Below are 21,673 nucleotides of genomic sequence, written 5' to 3'. Positions count from 1 at the left end.
TCAGCGGCCTCACACCCTCCCAGTCCCCCCGGAAGGATTTCCATGCGTTCAGAGCCAAATGCATCGACAACCCCTGGAGCCAGCATCGCTGAGCCAGTGGCTGTCGTGAGTGTGGGCTGCCGGCTACCCGGAGGTATCCGGGACCTGGCCGGGCTGAGCCGGGTGCTGCACCAGGGGGAGTCCGTTCTGCAAGAGGTTCCGGCAGATCGGTGGGGCTCGCAGTTCTACGACGAGACGATGCGGCGGCAGGGGACCACCCGTAGCCATGTCGGGGCTTTTCTCTCCGACATCCAGCGGTTCGACACCGACTTCTTCGGCATCTCACCCAGGGAAGCACGGGAGATGGATCCGCAGCAGCGGGTGCTCCTGGAGGTCGCCTGGGAGACCCTGGCCGGGACGGGTCACTCCCAGGAGCACTGGGCCGGGAGTTCCACCGGCGTGTTCGCCGGGGTGCTGGCCAGCGACTACCTCGTCCTGCACAGCAAGACCCGTGGCGTCACGGGCATCGACCCTTTTTACGCCACCGGCAAGGAGTTCAGCTTCGGCGCCGGTCGGATCGCCTACAGCTTCGACCTGCACGGCCCGGTCATGACCGTCACGACGGCTTGCTCGTCCTCATTGCTCGCGGTGCACCTGGCCTGCCAGAGCCTGCGCGCCGGCGAGTGCGACGCTGCCCTGGCCGGTGGTGTCAACCTGCTGGTGACGCCGGAACTCACCGTGTTCATGTCTCAGGTCGGCGCGGTGTCACCCACCGGCCGCTCCGCCCCGTTCAGCGCCAGTGCCGATGGAGTGGTGCGAGGCGAGGGTTGCGCGCTGGTGCTGCTCAAGCGGCTCGCTGACGCCGAGCGCGACGGCGATGACATCGTGGCCGTCATCAACGGCAGCGCTGTGAACCACGACGGCCACAGCGCCGGTCTGACCGTTCCGAACGCGGCCGCTCAGGCTCGGCTGGTCCGGCAGGCGTTGCGTGCCGCCGGGGTCGAGCCGGAGGAGATCGGGTACCTCGAGGCGCACGCCACCGGCACACCGCTCGGGGACCCCATTGAACTGGCCGCCCTGGACGAGGTTTTCGGTCGCAGGGCCTCGGCGGCCGACCCACTGCTGGTGGGCTCGCACAAGGCCGTCTTCGGTCATCTGGACTCCGCCGCCGGAATCCTCGGCCTGCTCAAGGCGATCACGGTGGTGAAAGACGGCCTGGTGCCGCCGCAGCCGCCTTTGGACGAGCTCACTCCGCACTTCAACTGGGCAGGTGGCGGGCTTCGGATAGCCACCGAGGCGACCCGGCTGGCAACCGCCGATGACCGGCCCCGCCGTGCCGGGGTGAGCGCTTTCGGGCTCAGCGGAACCAACGTGCACGTCGTGATCAGCCAGCCTCCGATCACCACGCCGGCCGCGACCGGCGGCGCCAGGCCTCAGCCGTGGAGCTGGTCCGGTGACGCGCACTGGTTGGCCGGCGTCGAGCCCGGCGAGCAGGGCAGCTCCGGCGGCCCTTCGGCGGTGACCCCGGCGCCGGTGGCCGAGATCAAGCGCGCTGCGCCACCCCAGCCTCGGGTCGCCGCGACGGCGCCCGCGGCCGGTCAGCCGGCGACCAGCGACTCCGCGGTGATGAGCGTCGCGACGGCGCCCGCGGCCGACCTCGCCGGCATTCGAGAGGGGGTGCATGCGGCGGTTCGACAGGTGCTCGGCCTGAGCGACTCCAAGCCGGTGCCGGCTCAGCGGCCGCTGCTGGACCAGGGCCTCACCTCTATCACGGCAGTCGAGTTGGCGACCCTGCTGTCCTCCACCTTCGGCACGCCCAAGGATCCAACGCTGGTGTACCTCTGCCCGCGGGTTGAGGACCTCATCAACCACTTCGCGGGCCTGAGCACCGCCGGCGCGTCGGATGCCGCCGCCAGCAGCACTCCCGCTGACAGCGCCCATGCCGGCAGCGCGCCAAGCGCCCGCGCCGACAGCGCTCACACCGCACGTGCCGCCGGTGTCGCGGCTTCGCTCCCAGCCGCGGCGCCGGCTCGTGTGGAACAGCCCGCCGCGCCGGCGCCGGTCGCCGATTCGGCTTCGACCGTCCTGCCCCGGGTCGAGCACCCTGGATCGCTGGCGATCGTGGGGATGGCGTGCCGGGTGCCAGGGGCCAGCACCATCGAGGAGTTCTGGCAGCTTGTCTGTGACGGCGCTGTGCAGGTGCGAGAGATCCCAGCCCATCGCCGCGAGCGTGATGGCTGGAGCACGGTGGCAGCCGAGGTGCCCAGCAGAGGCGGTTACCTCGATAATGTCGAGGGATTCGACGCCGGCTACTTCAAGATCTCCCCGATGGAGGCGGAGCGGATCGATCCGCAGCAGCGGCTGTTCCTCGAGGTGGCATCAGAGGCGCTGGCCGACGCGGGCATCGTGGTCGGCGCTGAGATCACCGCCAGGACCGGTGTGTACGTCGGGATGAACACCACCGACTACCAGCAGCGGCTGACCCGCGCGCAGTCCGACGTGGACGTCTACTTCGGCACCGGCAACAGCTTCGCCGGCACACCCGGACGGCTTGCCTACGCGCTCAACCTGGGAGGCCCGTGCCTGAGCGTGGACACCGCGTGCTCGTCGTCGCTGACGGCCGTTCACCTGGCCAGTCAGGCGTTGCGCTCCGGCGACTGCGACGCCGCGGTCGTCGGAGGCGTGAACGTCATCAGCGGCCCGACGGTCTCCATCTCCATGGCGCGCGGCGGGGCGCTTGCCGCCGACGGGCACTGCAAGACCTTCTCCGAAGCCGCCGACGGCTACGGCCGGGGCGAAGGCGCTGGTGTCATCGTTCTGAAGCGACTGGACCAAGCGCTCGCCGACGGCGATCAGATCTATGCCACCGTGCTGGGCAGCGCCCTGAACTCCGACGGGGCCAGCGGCGGCTTCACGGTGCCCAACGCGGCGGCCCAGACCGCGGTGGTGACCGCCGCGCTCGCCTCGGCCCGGGTGCGTCCTTCTGACGTCGGATACGTCGAAGCGCACGGCACGGGCACCCCGCTCGGTGACCCCATCGAACTGCAGGCGCTGAGCAAGGCGCTGCGTGGAGATCCTGCCAGCGCGGTCTACGTGGGATCGGTGAAGTCGCTGATCGGCCATCTGGAGGCGGCGGCCGGCCTGGTCGGCCTGATCAAGGCGGCGCTCTCGATCCACCGCGAGGAGATCCCACCGCACCAGCTCACCGGCGCGCGCACCAGCAGGGTTCCCTGGCAGGAGCTGGGGATCCGGCTCGCCGACCGGGGCACCGCCTGGCCCCGTCGGCAAGAACGGTTCGCCGGAATCAGCGCGTTCGGCTTCACCGGCAGCAACGCCCACGTCGTCCTCGGCCAGTCACCGGTCCCATCAGCGGTGACCGGCCTGCCCACCAGCGCTGACTCCGAGGCCGTCCTGGTGCTGTCTGCCGACAGTCCGGCCGCGCTGCGGCAACACGCCGCGCAGCTCGTCACGGTGCTCGCGGAGGGCGCCTCCCTGGAGGATCTGGCCTACACGCTGGCGCGGCGTCGCAGCACTTACCGCCACCGGGCCGTGGTCCTGGCCGAGAACTCGGCAGGCGCCCGGCAGGCCCTGCTGGACATCGCCGCTGACCGTCCGAACCCCGATGTCGTCCTAGGTGGCCGGGCTGTCACCGAACCGTCCGGCATCTGCTACCAGTTCGGCGCCGAGGCCTACTTGCAAGCGGGTTGGGCGTACCTGCCTGACGAACTGCGGCTGGCCGGCAACGAGGCGGCCGCCGAGATCGACAGCCTCACCCGCAAGCTGCTCTCGAACCTGTCCAGCACCCAGCGGCGACGAGTGGCGACGTTGCGCGCTCAGGTCGGCTGGTTGTCGATCTGGCGGCGGCTTGGCCTGCGACAGTCCTTCGCGATCGGAGAGGGAGTGGGCGCGCAGGCCGCGGCCTGGGCGCGGGGTGAGATCTCCCTCGGCGTCGCTGTCGAGCGAGCACTGCACGCCAGCCAGGCTGAGGATCTCCAAGCCGAGCAGGCGGCGCCGGGCGAGGATCGGGACGGCAGCGTGGTCATCGATGTCGTGCCGTCCTGCGTCGCGACAGCTGGCTGGCTGTGGTTGCAGGCGCACAGCTTCATAGCCGGATACCCGACCAGCTGGCGCGGGGCCATAGCCGAGACCGGCCGCCGGATCTGGCTGCCAGCCTATCCGTGGCAACGGCGCGACTTCTGGTTCACCTCCAGCGCCGTGGACCAGGTCGCGCCGTCGGTGGTTTCGACGGGCACGCCGGGCGAGGACGGTCAGGAGGCAGGCGTCGCCGGGTCGGACCGGCTGGATGACCGGCTGGATGACCGGCTGGACCCGGTGCGGCGATTGCTGTTCAGCCACGAGTGGCGACCGGTCGAGCTCGCGGCATCGACACGCGCGGCCGGCGGCCGCTGGCTGATCTTCGCCGACCCGCAGGCGCCGCTGGCCCAAGGCTTGGCTGCTCAGCTGGAATCTCGCGGCCAGCAAGTCCAGCTCGCCGGCATACCTGATCCTGATCCGGCGCACTGGACCTCGGCGCTGGCCGCCGCGGCCGCCGAAGGCGCCGTCAACGCGGTGCTGATGGTCGCCGAGCGCGCCGACGCAGAACTGCTGACGATCCGTTTCGGTCAGGCAGTGCAGCGCTTTCCCGGCTCGCTCGGCACGGCGCACCTGCTTACTCGGGCAGCGCACCCGATCGACCCGGAGACCGCGCCACGCCCGGAACAGGCCGCGGCGTGGGCAGTCGGAGCGGTGCTGGCCACCGAGCTCTCCCGACGCTGGGGCCGGTTGATCGACCTGGCCGAGCCCATCGCGACAGCCGACGCGGCGACGGTGGCCACTGCCCTGCTCAGCGAGCAGGCCGGCGACCAGTTGCACCTGGACGGCGCTCGCTGCCACGTCCGCCGCATTCGCCGCCAACTCGACGCTCCCGACCCGAAGCGGCAGGACTTCGACCCCGACCTGCGCTTCGCCGTGCACGGCCCGGACATGTCAACGGTGCGACCGGTCCTGCGCTGGTTGGCTGACAAGGGCGCCGCTGGCGCGCTGGTGCATCTGGACGAGTCGGCGACCACCGGCGAGCTGGCCGACAGCACCCTGGCCGTCGAGCAGTTCGCCGACGAGGGCAGCTGGCTGGACCGGCTTGGCGAGTCGGCAGCCGCCGGCACGTTGGGTGGCCTGGTGTACTGCGCCGAGCACCAGGACCCGCCGGTCATGGTGCGCGACTGCGAGCCCACCGAGCACGATGACCATGCCGCGGGGGAGTTGCTGGCCGCCGCGATCGGCCGGCTCGGCCTCGATGCGCCGGCCGTCGCAGCGGCAGCGAACTCAGGCGGCACACCCGCCGGCGTGCCTGCTCTGGTGCTGTTGCTCACCGACGCCGCCGGTGACTGGGGAGCGCTCGGGGCAGCGGAGTCCGGCGCACGCCGAGCCCGCGAGCGCGCCGTGCTGTGGCAGCACCCGGCACTGCGCCACGCCGCGCGGGTGCTGTCCCTGCTGCCACGCGAGCACCCGCACGCTGCTGCTGGCGCCTCGGTGCTTCAAGCCGACAGCGGCATCGGGCAGCTCAGTCCGCAGCAGGTTCTGGACGTGCTGGACTTTGCGGTGTCGGCGCCGGCCGGGACCGAGCTAAGCGCGGGCGTGGTCGATGTCGAACGCTACGTCAGCGTCTGCCAGCGGCTAGCTCCGCGAGCGCTGCTGAACGAGCTGGACACCGCCGTCGCCGGCGAGGACAGGCAAAGCGCCGTGCTCAAGGAGCTGCGTGCGCTGGACCCGGCCCGACGTTCGGATCGGTTGCTGGACCTTGTGCTCACGGCAACCGCCGCGGTGTTGGGGCTCAACGCCCGAGAGGTCGACCCCGACAACGGGTTCTTCGACCTCGGGATGGACTCGATCATGGCGGTGTCGCTGAAGACCCGGCTGGAGAACGACACCGACACCGAACTGCCGGTCACCCTCACCTTCGAGCTGCCGACCCCTCGCAAGGTGGCCAGGCACCTGACCGCGCTACTGGAATCCGATCCAGACGGGCCCGCCCTTGAGACGGCCAGCGACGCCAAGCCGGCTGCGTTCGGCTGGCCTGGCCAGCCAGCCGTCGACGCTGGCGCCGCTGAGGACACCACCGCTGACGAGGCCACCGACGATGAGCTGCTGGCGCTGCTTTCACAGGCCACAGCCTCGGCTCGCAATCTGCTTCAGGAGACTTCCCCATGGTAATGATGGACAATCCCCCCACCTCAGCAGGCAGGGCCCAGCTGATCGAGGCGCTGCGCACTATCAACATGCTGCAGGAGCAGCTGGTGACCGCGCGCCAGGCCAAGCCAGCTCGCGTCACCGAGCCGATCGCGATCGTCGGCCGAGCGCTGCGCATGCCCGGTGGCGCGAGCAGCCCTGAGGCGTGGTGGCCACTGCTGCGCGACGGAGTCGACGCGACCACGGAGTTCCCGACCGACCGCGCCGACACCACCGGTTACCTTCATCCCGATCCCGAGCACCCTGGCACCGCCTACGTCCTGCGAGGCGGATTCCTCGAGCAGGTCGACGGATTCGACCCCGCGGTGTTCGGCATCTCGCCACGCGAAGCCATCGGCATGGATCCTCAGCAACGGATGGCGCTGGAGCTGTGCTGGGAAGCGCTCGAGGACGCCGCGATCGCGCCGGACCAACTGACCGACAGCCCCACCGGGGTGTTCATCGGCGTCAGCACCACCGACTACGTGCGGATGCGCCAGCGTCTGGGTGACCCACGTGATGTCGACGCCTACCAGCTGATCGGGGAGCCCAGCTTCATCGCCGGCCGGATCTCCTACACCCTGGGTCTGCAGGGACCCAGCTGCGTCATGGACACCGCCTGCTCCTCCTCACTGGTGGCGCTGCATCAGGCCGTCCGCTCGCTGCGCCTGGGTGAGACCAATCTGGCCCTGGTCGGCGGGGTGAACCTGATGCTCGACCCGTACGGGTTCATCCTCATGAGCAAGTTCCGGGCCCTGGCCGCCGACGGGCGGTGCAAGACCTTCGACGACTCGGCGGACGGCTATGCCCGTGGTGAGGGCGGAGCCATCATCGCGCTGCAGCGGCTCAGTGACGCCATAGCCGAACGCAGGGTCATCCACGGCGTGATCGCCGGGACCTCGGTCAATCACGACGGCCGCAGTAGCGGCATGACGGTGCCCAATCCCGAGTCGCAGCAGCAGTTGATGCGCTCTGCGCTGCTCGACGCCGGCCTGGCTCCGTCGGACATCGACTACGTGGAGGCACACGGCACCGGCACCGCACTCGGCGACCCGATCGAGTTGCGTTCCATCAATGCCGTCTACGGCGACCGGCCGGCGCATTCACCGGTCGTCGTAGGCTCTGTCAAGAGCAACATCGGCCATCTGGAGCCGGCCGCGGGCATCGCGGGTCTGACCAAGGTGCTGTTGTCGTTGAGGCACGGCCAGATCCCGCCGAACCTGCACCTGAGATCCGGCAACTCCAAAGTGGATTGGGACCGGCTCGCGGTCACGATCCCCACCGCGGTGCGGGACTGGAGCAGGACGCAGCGTCCTCGGATCGCGGCGATCAACAGTTTCGGGGCCAGCGGCACCAATGCCCACACCATCGTGATCGAGGCGCCGGAACGTGAGGCTAGGCCCGAGCTCCCCGAGCGAGCTGAGGCCCTGCTGCTGTCGGCGCGGACCCCCGCCGCCTTGCGAAAGCTGGCCGAGCGCTACCGCGCATTGCTGGCAGACACCGACATCCCGGTGGCCGACCTCTGCTGGACCAGCCAGAGCGGGCGCGCGCGGTTGGGCCACAGCGTGGCGCTCCTCGGCGCCAGCGTCGGCGAGTTGAACGCCGCCGTCGGCGATTACCTGGACGGCACAGCCACCAAGGCGGTCAGGATCGTCGAGCGCGCTGCTCATCATCAGCTTCGCAGCGCATGGATGTTCACAGGCCAGGGCGCGCAGTACCCGCAGATGGCGGCCGGGCTGTTGGCGGTCCCCGCTTTCGCCGACGCCGCTCGCGAGTGCACTCAGTTGTTCGATCAGCACCTGGACGTGCCGTTGGCAGAGGTGATCTGGGGGGCCGAGACCGGACGCGTCAATGACACCGCCTACACCCAGCCGGCCCTGTTCACCGTCGAGTACGCCATGGCGATGCTGCTCACCAGCGTCGGGCTGCGGCCAGCTGCCCTGGTCGGCCATTCGATCGGGGAGATCGTGGCTGCCACGGTAGCCGGCGTCCTGACGCTGCCCGATGCCACTCGCCTGGTCGCCGCGCGGGGCCGGCTGATGTCGGCGCTGCCCTCCGGCGGCGCGATGCTGGCGGTGTCGGCAAGCGAGGCGAGGGTGGCCGAGGTCGCCGGCGCGCTGCCTGCGAACGTGTCCATCGCCGCGGTCAACAGCCCGTCGGACCTGGTTCTCTCAGGCGCAGCGGAGCAGATCTCGACGCTGGCCCAGGCATTGACCGCGGCGGGCGTCAAGGTCGCGCCGCTGACCGTCTCGCATGCTTTCCACTCACCGTTGCTGGACCCCATGCTGGATCAGTTCCGCACCGAGATCGCCGGCATCAAGATGCGGGCGCCACAACGACCGCTGGTCTCGAGCGTGACCGGTCAATGGTGGGATGAGCGCTGCGGCACAACGGAATACTGGATCGGACAGGCCCGCGGCACGGTGCGCTTCGCCGACGCCATGGGCACCCTGGACGCCGACGGCTGCGGGATCTTCATCGAGGTCGGACCGCATCCGGTGCTCACCGCACTGGGCCAGCGCTGCCTGTCGGCTGAGCAGGTCGACAGCCAGCTGTGGACCGCGCCACTGCGCCGGGGCGCCGATGACCGGACCGAGACGATGGGCTCGCTGGCGGAGCTGTGCCTGCGGGGACTGAGCCTGGACTGGGCGCCGGTGCACGCCGACATCGCCGTCCGCCACGCCAGCCTGCCGACCTACCCCTGGGAACGTGAGCGGTACTGGTTCAAGCCCAGCGACACCCCGGCCGGCGCCGGTCCGCGTGAGGACGGCCTCGGTCAACGGCTGAACTCGGCCACCCCCACCTGGCAGGACAGCCTGGACGCGCCGCTGGCCGAGGAGGACAAGCTCGGTTGGGTGCTGGCCCGCGCGGCCCGGGCGGCCGCCAGCGCAGGATTGCTGGTGGGTGGTCGAATCGACTTCGAGCAGGTCGAGTCGCACCTGGCCCCGGCCGCCGCCGCCGCCTATCCGGCCCTGATCCAGACCTCGGTGGAGTCCGAGGGCAGCCGGCGCCGGATCGTGATCAGAAGCGCCTCGGTCGAACAGGCGGCGGCCGACGCCCAGTGGCACCTGGTCGCCACGGTGGGCATCAGCGTGTCGGATCCCGACAGCAGTGGCGCACCCGGCGGCTGGGACGCCGATGCCGAACTGCTCGCTCTGCAGGAACCGGCTGAGGACGAGATCGCCGGAGGCTCCCAGCTGGTCAGCGTTCTGCGCGCCTGCCAGCAGGCTGCCGGGGCGGGCGTGTTCACCAGCCTGGAGCAGGTCAAGGCCGGTGCGCTGGAGACCGTGGTGTCGCTGGCCCTCCAGCGGCGCGCCGACTCCAGCAGCCTGGACTGCTGGTTGCTGGACTCAGAAGGGGTGGTGGTCGGACACCTCACCGGCCTGAAGGCGCAGGCCCCGGCCGGATCACTCAGGGCGCCGTGGTACCGCAAGCAGGATTTGGTGCTCGTCCACGCCTGGCAGGAACTGTCACCGGTCGCCCAACCGTCGGCGTCGGCAGGTGGGGTGACAGCCGGGCACGTGCTGCTGGTCGGAGGACCTGCCGTGCTCGCCAGCGTTCTCACCGACGCCCTCACTGACGAGGGCGCAGTGGTGGAGCCGATCAGCACCGATCGACTGCGCGAGCGGCTTGACAGCGATGACCTGCCAGTGGGCGGGCGGATCGTCCTGCTCGACGCCGCCGCGCTGCCGAGCGCCGCCGACACCACCGCGGCCGTGCTGGCAGAGCAGGCATTCGCCTTCGAGCAGTTGGTGTTGCTGGTGATGCGTTGCCTGTCCCGGCAGGACGAGTCGCGGTCCCGGTTGAGCATCGTCACCCACGGCGCGGTCCGGACCGACGAGCAGCAGCGGATCACCGGCCCCGCCGGCGCCCCGCTGTGGGGGCTGGGCCGGGTGCTGGCCGTGGAGCATTTCGCGAACTGGGGCGGCCTGGTCGACATCGACCCCGAGGTCGACCTCAGCGACGCTGCCAGCTGTGCCAAGGCGGCAGTGACGATCGGGCAGGCGCTGTTGAGCAGCGCGACCGACGATCAGCAGGCCCAGCGTGGCCAGCGTCGATTCGGCGCTCGGGTCAGGGCGGCCGAAGCCGTCTCGGTCCCGAAGGGCCGTCCGCTGCTCAGCGCCGCGGGAACGGTGCTGATCACCGGAGGCCTCGGTGGCATCGGCCTGGCGCTGACCGAATGGTGTTCACATCGGGGGGTGTCCCGACTGGTGCTGACCAGCCGGAACCCTGAGCCGCAGGAGTTCAGCGCCGAGGCGGCCGCTGACCGCTGGGTCACGGTGCGCCGGCTGCGGGCGCAGGGTGTCGACGTGGTGATCGAAGCGGTGGACGTCACCGACGAGGCCGCCACCGCCAAGCTCGTCGGGCGACTGGCTGCTGATCCGCTGCTGCCGTTGCGCGGGGTGATCCACGCGGCCGGGGTGTCTGAACCCCAGTTCGTGGTCGATGCCGACGAGCAGACCTACCGGCGGGTCTGGGCGCCCAAGGTGCTTGGCGCCTGGGCACTGCACGAGGCCACCCGTGGCCTGGACCTGGACCTGTTCGTGCTGTTCTCTTCGATCGCCTCGAGCTGGGGATCGCAACACCTGGCCAGCTACGCAGCCGGCAACGCCTTCCTCGACGCCTTGGCCGACACCCGGGCGGCCGAGGGGCTACCGGTCACCGCCGTGGCATGGGGACCCTGGCAGTTGCCCTCCAGCCTGTTCGGGCAGGACGTGCTGGACTTCCTCGAGTCCGTCGGATTGCGAGAGCTGGCCGCCGATCAATGCCTGAACCTGCTCGGGGAGGCGGTGGCCTCCGGCAGGTCGCATCAGATCGTCTGCGCCGCTGACTGGTCGCGTTACCGGCCGGTGATGGAGGCCCGCGGACCACGGCCGATTCTCGCCGACATCGTCGTGGACGAGGTCATCGACGAGGGCGCCTCCAGCGGGCTGGCGGCGGTGTTGGCGGCCGGCCAGGAGGGTGGGCGCGATGCGCAGCTGGCGGCCATGACCGAGCTGGTGGGCGCGATCGCCGCCGGGGTGCTCGGCGTCGCGCCGAGTTCGATCAGCGCCGACACCGACGTCTTCGCCCTGGGCCTGGACTCTGTGATGGTCATGGAGGTGACCGGGGGCTGCCGCCGCCAGTTGGGGCTCAGCGTCACACCGGCCGCCTTCTTCGAACGCAGCACACTCGGTGAGTGGGCGGAGTTCCTGCTGTCCATGGTCGATGACTCCGGGTCGGGCGGGAGTGCCACCGAGTCTGGCGACACTGCCGAGCTGGCCGAGAACCTCAGTGCGCGAAGCCAGTTGCCTGCCGACATCGAGCTGGCCGCGCCGGCCCGTGCCGGCCTTGGCCGGCGAGTGCTGCTCACCGGCGCGACCGGGTTCGTCGGCGCTTACCTCTTGCGTGAGCTACTGGCCCAGGACAGCGAGCGAGTCGTCGACTGCCTGGTGCGCACGGTGGACGACGAAGCGGCGATGGAGCGCATCCTGGCCAACGCCGGCAACTACTTCAGCGTCGAGGAACTCGATGTCAACCGGATCCGGATCGTCGCGGGCGACTTGGCGGCGGCCGGCCTGGGGCTGGCGGCGGGCGTTCGCGAGAAGTTGCTGGCTGAGGTCGATTCTGTCGTGCACAACGGGGCCTGGGTGAACTTCGCCCACACCTATGAGCAGCTGGCGCCGGCCAATGTCAACGGCACCATCGAGCTGCTCCGGCTCTGCGCCGAGTCGGGCGTTCCGATGCACCATGTCTCGACCTACGGAATATGGGGGATGCCGGTCGAAGGCAGGGATCACGTCAGCGAGGATGAGGACATCCTGACTGCCGGGCGGCTGATCACCGGATATGTGCAGACCAAGTGGGCCGCCGAGCATGTCGTGCGTCAAGCCGCCGAGCGCGGCATCCCGGCGTCGGTGTACCGGCTTGGCCGGGTGCTGGGGGATTCCACGACCGGTGCGGCGCTGACCACGCACTTCACCTGTCGGGTGATCAAGAGCTGTATCCAGTTGGGGGTGGCGCCGGACCTGGACATCAGCATCGAGATGACTCCGGTCGACTACGTGGCCCGCTCGCTGGTGTCGATCGCCGCCGGGCAGGGGCGGTCCGGGAACGAGCCGGCTGGGCAGGCCTATCACCTGGTCAACCCGGTGCACATGCCGTTCGAGGAACTGATCGAGACCATCCGTGACCGGGGATGGAAGGTCGAGTCCATCCCGGCTGCCGAGTGGTGGGAACGGCTGCTCGACACCCAGGGTGTGGAGGCGAATGACCTGCACTCGGTGATGCCCACCGTGCAAGAGCTGATCGTCGGCGGCGAACGGGCCGTCGACTACGACACCGGCCGAACAGCAGCCGCGCTGGCCGGCACCGGTGTCAGCTGCCCGCCGCTGGACCGAACGTTGCTGGACCGCTATTTCGACTATTTCCTCGCCACCGGCTATCTGAGCCTCTGATGGCCACGACCAATCCGAACATCCCCCTCGACATTCGAGTCGAGAAATCAGAGTGGAGCCCTTCATGAGCGAGCACGAGAGCACCGAGAGCACCGAGCGCGCCGAGAGCACCGAAAGCGCGCCGAGCACGACCGCAGCAGCCGGGCCCCGGCCCGAGATCGACGTCATCGTGCTGGGCTCAGGCCTAGCCGGATCAGCCATGGCCGCCGTGCTCGCCGAAGGCGGAGCGGAGGTCCTCGTCCTCGACGCCGGGTCACATCCGCGCTTTGCCATCGGCGAGTCGACCATTCCCTACACCTCGATGCTGATGCGGTTGGTGGCCGAGCGTTACAACATCCCCGAGCTCAAGTACCTGACGACCTTCGACAACGTCCAGGAGCGCATCAACTCCTCCTCGGGCGTCAAGCGCAACTTCGGTTTCCTGTACCACCGCGAGGGCCAACCGCAGCGCTTCGAGGAGTGCCACGAGTTCCCCATCCCGAAGATCACCCACACCGAGAACCACTTCTTCCGCCAGGACATCGACGCGTGGATGCTGCAGGTGGCCGTCAAGCACGGCGCGCACATCCGCCAGCACGTCCGGATCGAGGACGTCGACATCGACGAGGCCGGAGTCACGGTCAGCGACAGCACCGGCAAGCAGTGGCGGGCCCGGTACGTGATCGACGCTTCCGGCTTCCGATCGCCGATCGCCGCCAAGTTCGGGCTGCGCGAGGAGCCGACCCGGCTGCGCCACCATTCCCGCTCCATGTTCACCCACATGGTCAACGTGACCCCGTACGAGGACACCGTCCCGCCCAACGCGCACGGCAACCCGACCAACTGGAGCGAGGGAACCCTGCACCACCTGTTCAAGGGCGGCTGGGCCTGGGTGATCCCGTTCAACAACCACGCCCGGGCCACCAACCCGCTGATCAGCGTCGGACTGAACCTGGACCCGCGGATCCACCCCAAGCCCGACTGCAGCCCCACCGAGGAGTTCCAGTCCTTCATCGACCGGTTCCCCGACATCCGCGCGCAGTTCGCCAAGGCCAAGCCGGTGCGCGACTGGGTGTCCACCGGACGCTTGCAGTACTCCTCCAAGCAGACCGTCGGCTACCGCTGGTGCATGACCTCGCACGCCGCCGGCTTCGTCGACGCGCTGTTCTCCCGCGGCCTGTCCAACACCTTCGAGATCATCAACGCTCTCGGCTTCCGGCTGCTCGACGCGCTGCGTGACGACGACTTCGACCCGGCCCGTTTCGAGTACGTCCAGCACCTGGAGCAGAGCCAACTGGACTTCAACGACGACCTGGTCGCCAACGCTTACACCTCGTTCAGCGACTACAACCTGTGGGACGCGTGGTTCCGGGTCTGGTCGGCCGGCCAGGTGCTGGCCACCTTCGAGATCAACCGGGCCTACGCGAGGTTCCTGGACTCTCACGACACCAAGGACCTGGCGCACCTGGAGACGCTGGCCCCGAACGGCTCGCTGCCCAACTACGAGCCGGCACGCCGGTTGATGCGAAACGTCAGCCTGCAGTGCCGGGCGGTGGCCGCCGGCAGCACCCCGCCCCACCTGGCGTCCCAGGCGATCATGGCCGAACTCAAGGCAGCCGACTTCATCCCGCCGGCGTTCGGCCTGGCCAACCCGGAGAACCGCTGGTTCAACGCGACGTTCCCCAAGGTCCTCAAGACCCTCAAGTGGGCCAAGACCGAGGCGCCTGACCCGATCGGCGACCTGGTCTATGACGGCTTGACCCTGTTCATCAAGAAGCGGCTCTCCCGTGATGAGTTCAACCTCGGAGCCGAAGCCAAGCACTGGGCTGCCGAGCAGCCCCTCATCGGGCGCAGACTCCGTGTCCCGGCCCCCCGCTAACCCCGACTACAGAGGAGGAAAACACATGAGCAACATAGAAGAGACCGTCTATGACGTTGCCATCCTGGGCTCCGGTTTGGCCGGGTCGATGCTCGGCGCGGTGCTGGCCCGCAACGGAGTCCGGGTGGCGTTGATCGACGCCGGCCAGCACCCGAAGTTCGCGATCGGCGAGTCGACCATTCCCTACACGCTGGTCACCTTGCGCACCATCGCCGAGCGCTACGACGTTCCCGAGATCAAGACGCTGGCCACCTTCACCAACTGCACCAAGGTCATTGGCCCGGTCTTCGGGATCAAGAAGAACTTCGGGTTCATGCTGCACCACGAAGGCAAGAAGCAGGACCCGAAGGAAGTCAACATGTTCGGCACACCCGGCTTGCTGCACGAGGCCAGCCACCTGTACCGGCAGGACACCGACGCCTACCTGTTCGCAGTCGCGGTGAAGTACGGCTGCACCCCGATGCAGAACAAGCGGGTGGACGACGTCGAATTCGATGAGGACGGCGTCACCGTGCACGCCGGCGACAGCCGGGTCCGGGCCCGGTACGTCGTGGACGCCAGTGGGTTCCGGTCTCCGATCGCTGACAAGTTCAACCTGCGCGAGGAGCCCAGCCGGCTCAAGCACCACTCCCGCTCGTTGTGGAACCACATGATCGGGGTGACGCGCACCGATGACCTGTTCGACCCCGCGCCGGAGGACAAGCCGCCGACACCGTGGTACTCGGGCACCGTGCACCACATGTTCGAGCGCGGCTGGTTCTGGGTGATCGCCTTCGACAACCATGTCAACTCCCGCAACCCGCTGTGCAGCGTGGGCCTGACGATGGATGAGCGCAGGTACCCCAAGGTGCCGGGGGAGTCGCCCGAGGACGAGTTCAGGCGTTACGCGGCGAAGTTCCCTGACGTCGAGCGGCAGTACGCCGGGGCGAAGGCCATGCGCGAATGGGTGTCCACCGATCGGTTGCAGTACTCCTCCAAGCAGACCGTCGGCGACCGCTGGTGCCTGCTGGCGCACGCGGCCGGCTTCATCGACCCGTTGTTCTCCCGGGGCCTGTCCAACACCGCCGAGTCGATCAACGCGCTGTCCTGGCGCTTGATCGAGGCCGTCAGGGACGATGACTTCTCGGCTAAGCGGTTCGAGTACATCGACCGCCTGCAGCAGGGACTGCTCGACTACAACGACGCCCTGGTCAACGCGGCGTTCATCTCCTTCGACGACTACGACCTGTGGACCGCGGTGTTCCGGATCTGGGCATGGGGCTCCAACGCCGGCACCTTCCGGTTGCAGAGCGCGATCACGAAGTTCCTGTCAGACCGCAATGACCAGCACTTCAAGGACATCGAGGAAGCCGACGCGCTCGGCCTCTACTGGCCCGACCACGCCGGCTTCAAGAAGCTCTTCGACGAGATGGTCGCTCAACTCGACGCTGTCGAGGCGGGCACCACCACGCCGCGGGCAGCGGCCGACACCCTCTACAAGATCCTCGTCGAGGCCGACTTCGTGCCGGACCACTTCGGGTTCGCCGACCGCGACAAGCGCTTCCTCAGCCCCTCGCGCAAGACGCTGATCAAGACTGCTCGTTGGGCCATGACCAAGGCCGACCCGGAGGTCGGGAAGATGATGCTGAGCAACGGTCGCCAGGCGATCAAGCTCAAGTTGCGCGGCCGGCGGATCTTCTGATGACCGCGCAATTGGAGAAGGTCCCCTGGGCAGACGATCGAATGCTCGAGCCCGTCGACGGTGATGTCAGGTTGGCCGGCTCGGGCATCGGGGTGGACCTGCTGGCCATGATCCTGGCTCGCGGCGGCCTGCAGGTGACGGTGTCGCAGGAGGCCGAACTCGCCCCGGTCGCGGTGACCACGGTTCCCTACACCGCCGAGCTGCTCCACCTGCTGGCCGACCGGTTCTCGGTGCCTGAGATCGCCGACCTGGCGATGTTCGGCAGACTGCCGGCCTGGTTGCAGGCCAGCAGTGGCGTGAAGCAGAGCCTGGGGTTCGTCTACCACCGATCCGGCCGGGCGCATGACCGCTCGGAGAACGTGCAGTTCAGCGTGCCGGGTGAGCATGCGGAGTGGCATGCCTACCTGCCTGACGTGCAGCGGCACACCAAGAAGCTGGCCCAGCGTTACGGAGCGCGCTACACCACCGGGCCGTTGCCCGGGACGGGGGCGCACGCGGTGACGCTGGTGTGCGCTGGCACGTCGGCATCCCAACCGGGCATGCTCTCGGGCACCGCCGACTTCGAGGACGTGACGCCGTTCGAGCAGATCAAGCCCCCGAAGGACGACGGCTACACCCAGCCCTGGAGCGAGGGCGCCACGGTGCACGGCTTCCGTGGCGGTTGGGTGCAGGTCGCGGCGTTCGGCAACCACCCCGGCTCGCGGAACGCCGGGTGCGCGGTGTCGGTGAGCGTGCCTGCCTCCGAGGTCGGCGGGTCCGGCGACCTTGACGCGGCGCTGACCGCGCTGTGTCAGCGGTATCCCGACATCGGGCTGCAGTTGCGTGGGGCGCGCAGGAAGGGGCCCTGGCGGCAGACCGGCGACGCAGGAGCGAGGACCGGACCGAATGGCGATCCAGTGAGGGAGGATCGCAGCGACGCAGGAGCGAGGACCGGACCGAATGGCGATTCAGTGAGGGAGGATCGCAGCGCCGCACTCGTCCTGCAGCTGGGGCTGGACCGGGGCGAGGTGCTGTTCGGGCAGGACTTCACGTTGCTGCTCGAGCTCGTGCACGCCAGCGCGGCCATCCTGCTGGCGCCTGGAGCGCTGGCCACGCCAGAGGCCAGCGCTGCGGCGATGCGGGATATCGAGCGGTTCCAGCAGTCGTTGCTGAGCTATCAGGAGGACTTCTCCCACGCCGGCCGGATCGCGACCCGGTCCTTCCAGTCGTGGAACGCCTTCCTGCGGGCCTGGTTGCTGTGGAGCATCAGCTCGGCCTTGGCGTTGAAGAAGGTCCGGCTCGACGCGGTGCGCGCCGGGAACTGGGCCGCGGCTTCCCAGTTCGATCAGGGTGTCGGCTGGTTCGACCTCGCTCCTGGCATCGCCAAGACCGTGGACGGGTGCGCCGAGGCCATGAAGGCGGTGGAGCGGCAGGCGGTGCTGCCCACGGTCGCGGCCGGACGGGTGTTCAAGCTCCTGTCCCAGAGACGGGTGATCCCGCCGCTCTACAAGTTCGGTGACCCGGCGGCGCGGCGGTACCGGCTGAGCCTGCCCACCCGCCTGAAGCTACTGGCCTGGACGTTCACGGTGGCTCCCAAGGCCTACCGCGGCATGCTGACCGCCGACAACATCACCGCCGTGCCGGATCAAGGGCGGCACTCCGCGTTCGATGCCACGGAGGGCAAGCAGTGAGCGGGCAGGTCATGGGCTCGCTGTTGGCCGAGCGGCCAGCCTCCTTCACCGTCGACAAGAGCTCGGCCGCGCGGCCGCAGGGCTGGCACGTGCTCCTCGTCGACCGCGACGACGCCGACGCCGAAGCGCTTGCCGTGCGACTGCGTCAGCTCGGCCACAAGGTCGAGTGCGTGCACACCGGCCAAGCGGCGTTGGCGGCGCACTGGTCGGCAGAGCTGGTGCTGCTGCACCTGGAACTGTCCGACCGGGACGGCCTGGAAGTCTGTCGCGACATCAGGGCTGCCTGCGACACCCCGCTGATCGCGCTGGCCAAGCGGGGCACTGAGCTGGACTGCGTGCTGGGACTTCAGGCAGGCGCGGATGACTACTTGCGGGAGCCGTATGACTTTCGCCAGCTGACAGCGCGCATCGACGGTCTCATGCGCCGCGCTCACGTGCAGCACGCGGTGGTCGAGGTCGAGGCTCAGAAGATCACCCATGGGTCCCTCGAGATAGATCCGCGCCTGCGGGAAGTCCGGGTCGCCGGCCGGATCATCGACGTGACCCGCAAGGAGTTCGACCTGCTCTACCTGCTCGCCAGCCATCCCGGCACCGTCATCACCAGGAGCCGCCTGACCGAGGCTGTCTGGGGGGAGTCCTGGTCGCGTCGCACGATCGACACCCACGTCAGCAGCTTGCGGGCCAAGCTCGGCTCCAGCGGCTGGATCATCACGGTGCGCGGGGTCGGGTTTCGGATGGGAGAAGGCTGAGACACGCTCAAGGGAACTGGCCGGCGTGCTCGGCCGCCCCGACGGCCAAGTCCTGTGGCCGTCGAACTCGACCCCCGAACTCGACCCCCGCCCCACCCGGCCCCGATCTCGCCCGAGACCGCGGCTTAGCGCCGCGCCGGAAGTCCTTGTCGCCGGCCGCGGGTGGCAGTGGCGGGCGTCTCTGACTCCTCGCACATCGCATTCTCCAGAGCGGAGCACCCATGCCTTCACCCGCACCATGGCGCGCAATGTCTGCAGGCGTCCGCCGTGTCACTCTCAACGCAGGCGGAATCACCCTGTCGGCATTGTTGAAAGAGCCGCCCGGCGAAACCCGGGCGGTGGTGGTCGCCCTGCACGGCGGCGGCATGACAGCCGGCTACTTCGACGGGCAGGCCCATCCTGACCTCTCGCTGCTGAGCTTGGGAGCGCGGCTCGGGTACACGGTCCTGGCCATCGACCGGCCGGGCTACGGCGATTCCAGCGCCGCGCTGCCGGAAGGGCAGAGCCGCGGTGAGCAGGCGACAACGGTGCGCGCCGCGCTGGCGGACTTCACCGCTCGACGCCGGACCGGAGCGGGCGTCTTCTTGCTGGCTCACTCCTACGGCGCCAAGGTGGCGCTGACCCTGGCGGCGTCCGCGGCTCCGTCGGAGTTCCTGGGTCTGGACATCTCCGGATGCGCTCGCCGCTATGCCCTCAGCAGGTCCGAGATAGACGCCGGTCTGAGCGACAGCAGGTCCTCGCGGCACTGGGGTCCCTCGTCGCTGTACCCGCCGGGCGCCTTGCAAGCCTGCGCCACCGTGGTCGCTCCCATGCCCCAGCGCGAGCGTCGCGACGTCGTGAGCTGGCCGGCGGTCTTTCCCGCCGTGGCGGCCCGCGTCGGCGTGCCGCTGCGCCTGACCTTCGCTGAGCATGAGTCCTGGTGGAGGCATGACAAGCGCGCGGTCCTTGAGCTGACCGGGCACCTGAGGTCACCGAGGTTGGTCTTCGACAGCCAGCCCGGGGCCGGGCACAACATGAGCCTGGGTTGGGCGGCGCGCTCTTACCACCTGCGGGCGCTGGCCTTTGTGCAGGACTGCGTGACAAGTAGAGCCGAGGCGACCCCCGGCGCCGTGCTGGCGGCCGGGCCGATGATGGAGATGGCGATGGACAGGGTGGGGACATGACGCGCTCGACCGCCGCGGCGCGGGCTGAGGTCTCGGGCCGTTCCGATCTGCTGGGTGAGCTCGAGCGGTTGAAGGAGCTCACCAGGGACGGCATCGATCCGGCCGCCACCGAGCGGCAGCACGCCAAGGGCAAGCTCACCGCCAGGGAGCGGATCCAGCGCCTGCTCGACGCGGGCAGCTTCACCGAAGTCGAGCCCCTGCGGCGGCACCGGGCGACGGGCTTCGGCATGGAGGCCAAACGACCGCACACCGACGGCGTCGTAGGCGGATGGGGGACTGTGGGAGGGCGCACCATCTTCGTCTACGCCCACGACTTCCGGATCTTCGGGGGAGCCCTGGGAGAGGCGCATGCGGAGAAGATCCACAAGATCATCGACCTCGCGCTCGCAGCCGGGGCGCCGCTGGTCTCGCTCAACGACGGCGCCGGCGCGCGAATCCAGGAGGGCGTCGGCGCGCTGGCCGGCTATGGCGGGATCTTCCAGCGCAACACCAAGGCCTCCGGGGTGATCCCGCAGATCAGCGTGATGCTCGGGCCGTGCGCGGGAGGCGCCGCCTACTCACCCGCGCTGACCGACTTCGTCTTCGTGGTCCGCGACATCTCGCAGATGTTCATCACCGGCCCGGACGTGGTCCGCGCGGTCACCGGCGAAGATGTCACCCTTGAGGAGTTGGGTGGCGCCGACATCCACGCCGCGGTGTCCGGCGTGGCGCACTTCGTCTATGACGACGAAGAATCATGCCTGGCCGACGTGCGCTTCCTGTTGTCGCTACTACCGTCGAACAACCGCGAGTTGCCGCCGGATGCCCCCAACACCGATCCGGTCGACCGGTACTGCCACTCGCTGGCCGAGACCGTGCCTGTCGAGGCCAACCGGGCCTACGACGTGTGCGAGGTGATCTCCGAACTCGTCGACGACGGTGAGTTTCTGGAGGTGCACGCTGCCTGGGCGGCCAACCTCGTCTGCGCCTTTGCCCGGCTGGATGGCCACGTGGTCGGGATCGTGGCCAACCAGCCGTCGGTGATGGCCGGAGTGCTCGACATCAAGGCGAGTGAGAAGGGCGCGCGCTTCGTCCAATTCTGCGATGCCTTCAACATCCCGTTGATCACCCTCGTCGACGTGCCCGGCTTCCTGCCGGGAGTCGACCAGGAGCACGACGGGATCATCAGGCGCGGCGCCAAGCTGCTGTACGCCTATTGCAACGCGACGGTGCCGCGAATCTCGGTGGTCCTGCGCAAGGCCTACGGGGGCGCTTACATCGTGATGGACTCGCGGTCGATCGGCGCCGACATCGCCCTGGCCTGGCCGACCAACGAGATCGCGGTGATGGGTCCTGAGGCCGCGGTCAACGTCATCCACCGGCGCGAGCTCGACGTGGCCCCCGATCCCGATCAGCTCCGGCTGCGCAGGATCGACGAGTACCGCACCGCGCTGGCCCACCCTTACTACGCGGCCGAGCGGGGTCTCATCGATGACGTCATCGACCCACGGGACACCAGGGCGACCTTGATCCGCTCAGTGGAGATGCTGCGGAGAAAGGATGCCGCGCTGCCACGACGTAAGCACGGCAACCCACCCCAATGACCGGCTCGCAGGCCGCCGCAGTGCTGTTGCGGATCGAGAAAGGCCAGCCAGAGGCGGATGAATTGGCTGCGCTGGTGGCGGTCTTGAGCACCGGCCGGGCCACCGCGGCGGCTGCCGAGCCCGCCGGCTGCAGTCCCCCGCCCGCACCCTGGCGCACACCCGATCAGGCGCCGCACTTTGACCCACCGCGCACCTGGCAGGCCGCTGCGATCGAGCTTGGCGGCCAGGTGACACCACAGCACTTCGCTGTCTAGCGGCCTACCTTCCTTTCCCCGAAAGGGCAACGCAATGACCGTCCAGATCGATCCCGAAGTCGCGGGAGCGACGG

Annotated in this window: 9 protein-coding genes; all 9 read left to right on the top strand. The window is 69.1% G+C overall.

The window, feature by feature from the left end:
• Nucleotides 1–96 precede the first annotated feature (96 nt).
• The 9 genes from VGB75_16750 to VGB75_16710 all read left to right on the top strand — a co-directional run bounded on the left by VGB75_16750 (nucleotide 97) and on the right by VGB75_16710 (nucleotide 21,599).
• Nucleotides 97–6,189, top strand: a complete 6,093-nt coding sequence (locus VGB75_16750) for a beta-ketoacyl synthase N-terminal-like domain-containing protein (GenBank protein HEY0168697.1) — start codon at nucleotides 97–99, stop codon at nucleotides 6,187–6,189.
• Nucleotides 6,189–12,641, top strand: a complete 6,453-nt coding sequence (locus tag VGB75_16745) for a thioester reductase domain-containing protein (protein HEY0168696.1) — start codon at nucleotides 6,189–6,191, stop codon at nucleotides 12,639–12,641. The genes VGB75_16750 and VGB75_16745 overlap by 1 nt, the downstream gene beginning before the upstream one ends.
• A gap of 64 nt (nucleotides 12,642–12,705) precedes the next feature.
• Nucleotides 12,706–14,499: a tryptophan 7-halogenase gene (locus tag VGB75_16740; GenBank protein HEY0168695.1), complete on the top strand. Its 1,794-nt coding sequence runs from the start codon at nucleotides 12,706–12,708 to the stop codon at nucleotides 14,497–14,499.
• A gap of 25 nt (nucleotides 14,500–14,524) precedes the next feature.
• A complete protein-coding gene (locus tag VGB75_16735) occupies nucleotides 14,525–16,180 on the top strand; it encodes a tryptophan 7-halogenase (GenBank protein ID HEY0168694.1) in 1,656 nt (551 codons plus the stop codon).
• Nucleotides 16,180–17,850: a hypothetical protein gene (locus VGB75_16730; protein ID HEY0168693.1), complete on the top strand. Its 1,671-nt coding sequence runs from the start codon at nucleotides 16,180–16,182 to the stop codon at nucleotides 17,848–17,850. Before VGB75_16735 ends, VGB75_16730 begins: the two co-directional genes overlap by 1 nt.
• Complete coding sequence (locus tag VGB75_16725; GenBank protein HEY0168692.1) at nucleotides 17,847–18,599, top strand: response regulator transcription factor; 753 nt, start codon at nucleotides 17,847–17,849, stop codon at nucleotides 18,597–18,599. The genes VGB75_16730 and VGB75_16725 overlap by 4 nt, the downstream gene beginning before the upstream one ends.
• A gap of 248 nt (nucleotides 18,600–18,847) precedes the next feature.
• A complete protein-coding gene (locus tag VGB75_16720; GenBank protein ID HEY0168691.1) occupies nucleotides 18,848–19,762 on the top strand; it encodes an alpha/beta fold hydrolase in 915 nt (304 codons plus the stop codon).
• The gene (locus tag VGB75_16715) at nucleotides 19,759–21,345 is read left to right on the top strand and encodes an acyl-CoA carboxylase subunit beta (GenBank protein HEY0168690.1); all 1,587 of its coding nucleotides are present in this window, start codon (nucleotides 19,759–19,761) and stop codon (nucleotides 21,343–21,345) included. Before VGB75_16720 ends, VGB75_16715 begins: the two co-directional genes overlap by 4 nt.
• Complete coding sequence (locus VGB75_16710; GenBank protein HEY0168689.1) at nucleotides 21,342–21,599, top strand: acyl-CoA carboxylase subunit epsilon; 258 nt, start codon at nucleotides 21,342–21,344, stop codon at nucleotides 21,597–21,599. Before VGB75_16715 ends, VGB75_16710 begins: the two co-directional genes overlap by 4 nt.
• Nucleotides 21,600–21,673: the final 74 nt, after the last annotated feature.

This window comes from Jatrophihabitans sp. (assembly GCA_036399055.1).
GTDB lineage: Bacteria > Actinomycetota > Actinomycetes > Mycobacteriales > Jatrophihabitantaceae > Jatrophihabitans_A.
Note: the sequence above shows the minus strand (reverse complement) of the source record. Positions and strands in the feature narration are given on the sequence as shown.